This is a genomic window from Frankia sp. CcWB2 (genome assembly GCF_977927585.1).
In genome coordinates this window covers 6,824-10,231 of record NZ_CDWRCM010000048.1, presented here as the reverse complement: position 1 = coordinate 10,231, position 3,408 = coordinate 6,824, and the positions used below count along the sequence as shown (strand labels likewise).

The window sequence follows — 3,408 nt, the reverse complement described above, 5'->3', positions numbered from 1 at the left end:
CATCGAGGCCCTGCGCGAACTGCTGTACGAGCGGGCCGAGGCGGAGGACTCGCTGGCCGACGTCGCGTCGACGCTGACCGTGGACGACATCGCCCAGCACCTCTACACTGCCGGCCAGCCCGACCCCGATCTGGTGATCCGCACCAGCGGGGAACAGCGGCTGTCCAACTTCCTGCTCTGGCAGAGCGCCTACTCGGAGCTGTATTTCTGCGAGGCGTACTGGCCGGCATTCCGTGAGATCGATTTCCTGCGCGCCCTGCGCAGCTTCGCCGCCAGGGAGCGACGCCACGGTGCCTGATCCGCGCCTGGCCCGCCCCTGAACCGCCCTTGAACCACTCCTGAGCCGCCCTTGGACGGCGGGCTGCGTGCGCCTGGTTTTTCCGCTTCCCGCTGCCCGATCATTTCTTTCTTTATCTGGCTATTTCCCCCTTCCCGCCTTTTTCCTTTCCTTCTTTCCTTCCCCCTTTCCTCCCTTGAGCGGGGCTGGTATCCCCCGGACAGGAAGATCGTTCAGACAGTCAACGCCGGTCATGGGCCACCTATGGGCTTCAGGGATGTGTAGAGCGCCCGCCGCACCGTCGTCGTCCGACGGCTGGCCACCCGCCCGGTCGGCCGCATCCTGCCCGCGGAAACGCCCAGTTGGTGCCATTACCGCAAGTAAGGAGTCGAAATGAAATAACTTGCGCGTTTCGAACCCTCCGCAAGCCTGTGACCTGCGATGATGCTCTCGATCACGTATTTGTTACTTCATTACGTCCCCTAAGTGCTTATTGCGCCATCAGCGAACTACCGTCGAGTCTCCGTCGCGCTGGTGCAAGCCTGTCGCCTGTCGGGACCTGATGTCAGACATAAACGGAGCATCAATGGCATCCGCCACCAGCGTCCACAAGGGTTGGAAGATCTTCTTCACCAGAGAGGAGACCGAGATGGTCGCTAACGGCGTCGACATAGCCGCGATAGTTTCGGCCGTCATACCCGAGCCGGCCACCGCCACGGTGGCGTCGGTGGCCCCGCGAATCCTCGCTTTTTACGCGAATCGCGCTCTCAAAATCAACAAGAGGCTCGGCCTCGAGGTCAACATGCCCAGCCCCAATTTCCCCGTCCGCACCGAAACCATCGGGCCCCCGGTGTGGCCTTTCCGAATCTAGCCATGATCAAAAATGGCGGCCGGAACGTCGTCAACACCGTTGATTATCTTGTCTGCACTCCCCGGAGGCACCGAGATACCTGACCGCCGCTGACGATGAACAGCGCCGACGACGAACGCTGAAGCCGACGAGCCGGGAGGTCCCTCCGTCCCACCCACGAGTGCCGCCCGCCGACGTCCGATTTCGCTGGCCGGTTGACCGGCCATCGCCGGCGATGGGACCGGCGATGGCCTGGGACCATGGATCGTCCTGGTCCGTCAGCTCGCTGTTACTGCTGCACCTGTTGCCGGAACCAGCGGACGACCGCGGCCGTACCGGCCTTGTTGGAGTCGAGATGACCGACGTTGGGTCCCAGGTTGATGATCGGGGCGTCGGCGCCACTTGCCAGGAACGCGGCCCGGCAGTGCTCGCTGTTGGCCCGCGGAACCTGATGGTCGGCGCCGCCGACGTAGAGCCGGACCGGCACCCTCGGGTTCCAGTTCGAACAGGTCTTGTCCGCCGCCCACAGCGCCACGGCCAGCCGGCCCTGGGGGTTGCGGAGCAGGTCGAAGCCGTGTGGGGTGAGCAGCTTGTCGGTGGTCGCCGGCAGGCCGGCGAGGATCTGCTCCCCGGTGTGCTTGCCGTCGAAGAGCGTCGCGACCTTCGGGTCCTGGAACACCTCCGCCGGCGAGCGGTACAGGTGGTGCAGGCGGTTCCAGGAGACGAGGAAGAAGGCGGTGTAGCCGACGCCGAAGGGCCATGCGACCTGCCCGTTCAGCCACGCCGGCAGCTCCACGGAGCGCAGGTCATAGGCTCCGCTGACGGGCGCGAGGGCACCGAGCCGGAACGACGGGTCGGCGCCGGCCCGCAGCGCCTTCCCCAGTCCCGTCGCCGCCGAAGCGCCCTGGGAGAACCCGGTGACCAGCACATCCCGTTTGAACTTCCGGCCTTCACGCTCGGCGACAGTGCGCGCCGCGCGGAGCAGGTCCAGCGACGCGCTGGTCTCCGAGGGGACGTCCAACCACGGATGGTCACCCGGCCCGACGCCGTAGCCCAGGTAGTCGGGGGCGACCGCCGCGAACCCGGCGGCGGCGTAGGTGAGGGCCGGGGCCTGCCCCCAGGAGTTGGCCTCCAGATCGGTCGCGGTCGACGGGGCGTCCGTGCGGTTGATCTCGGTGCCGTGGGCGTAGGAGACAACCCGTAGCCAGCGGTCCTCGGTGCGCGGCAGCGCCACCAGGCCGCTGGCGGTCGTCCGACGTCCACGGGGGTCGATCGTGTAGTACACGACCCGGTAGGTCCGCACCCCCGACCGGATCACCTCCGGATCGGCGTCGAACCCGGTACCGGCCAGGACCGCCCGCACATACTCCGCCGACAGGACCCGTAGCCGTTTGACGGAGACCACATCCCCGCGGTAAGAGGATGTGTGGCGCCAAGCCATGGTCGGCCCGGTGGCCGCGGCGGGGTCGATGAGGGCGGTGGTCGTCGCGGTGGCCGTCACCGCGGTCGTCGCGGCGAGGACGAGCCCCATGACGGTCCGGCGCCGCCGGGAACGTCGTCCCCTCCTCACGATGTCCTGCCGCCCGTGACGTACCAGCCGCACGTGACGTCTCTGCGGCGCGTGGCCTCCTTCCGGGACATGACCCGTTTCCTGCTCGTGACCCATTTCCCGCATGTGACTTCCTTCCCGCACGTGACCAATTTCCTGCTCGTGACCAATTTCCCGCATGTGACTTCCTTCCCGCACGTGACCAATTTCCTGCTCGTGACCAATTTCCCGCATGTGACGCCCCAGTGGCACATGACTTCTTTCCTGCACGTGGCCTCTTTCCTGCATGTGACTTCCTTCCCGCGTGTGCATTGCGATGCCGGTGACGCTAGAAGTGGGCCTGTCGCCACGCCGGTGATCCTAAAAGTGGGCCTGTCCAGGATGAATGCGGTCAGCAGGTCGACCCGGGCGGGGAAAACCACCGCACACGGGCTTCGAACGGCCTACCGGCTTCCGCCGGTGATGATGGCAACCGTGCCGGGGAGATCGAACAGCCGCTCAGGTGTCTTCATCGCGCCCTCTGCCCGCCCATCGGATGACCGCCACCTGCTGGCTGCCATCACGCCCTGCCTGGAGGATCAATGTAGGTGGCCTGGTCAGATATCCATCGCTTGATGGGCAGAACCGTCGGCACCGGGAGCACGCTCCCGACACCGACAGTCGTAGTGTGATCACACCAAAAAGACGGATGCACCGGCGAAGGTGATTGCCGGCACGGGCCGCCGGCCCTGA

General features: G+C 66.1%; 4 protein-coding genes. 3 read left to right on the top strand and 1 reads right to left on the bottom strand.

Features of this window, described 5'->3' with window-relative positions:
• Both ACY45C_RS07520 and ACY45C_RS07515 read left to right on the top strand, forming a co-directional pair.
• The coding region (locus ACY45C_RS07520) for an undecaprenyl diphosphate synthase family protein (protein ID WP_462186909.1) at positions 1-298 on the top strand (298 nt) is incomplete at its 5' end.
• Positions 299-863: 565 nt separating this feature from the next.
• On the top strand, positions 864-1,148 hold the full coding sequence (locus tag ACY45C_RS07515; protein WP_023841456.1) for a hypothetical protein: 285 nt from the start codon (positions 864-866) through the stop codon (positions 1,146-1,148).
• A gap of 268 nt (positions 1,149-1,416) precedes the next feature.
• On the opposite strand, the gene ACY45C_RS07510 is transcribed toward ACY45C_RS07515, so the two are convergent.
• Entirely contained in the window at positions 1,417-2,697 is a 1,281-nt protein-coding gene (locus ACY45C_RS07510) for a lipase (protein WP_462186907.1), read from the bottom strand.
• 15 nt (positions 2,698-2,712) lie between these two features.
• Between ACY45C_RS07510 and ACY45C_RS07505 the strand changes: the two genes are divergently transcribed.
• The gene (locus ACY45C_RS07505; protein ID WP_462186906.1) at positions 2,713-3,291 is read left to right on the top strand and encodes a hypothetical protein; all 579 of its coding nucleotides are present in this window, start codon (positions 2,713-2,715) and stop codon (positions 3,289-3,291) included.
• The last annotated feature ends 117 nt before the right edge of the window (positions 3,292-3,408 follow it).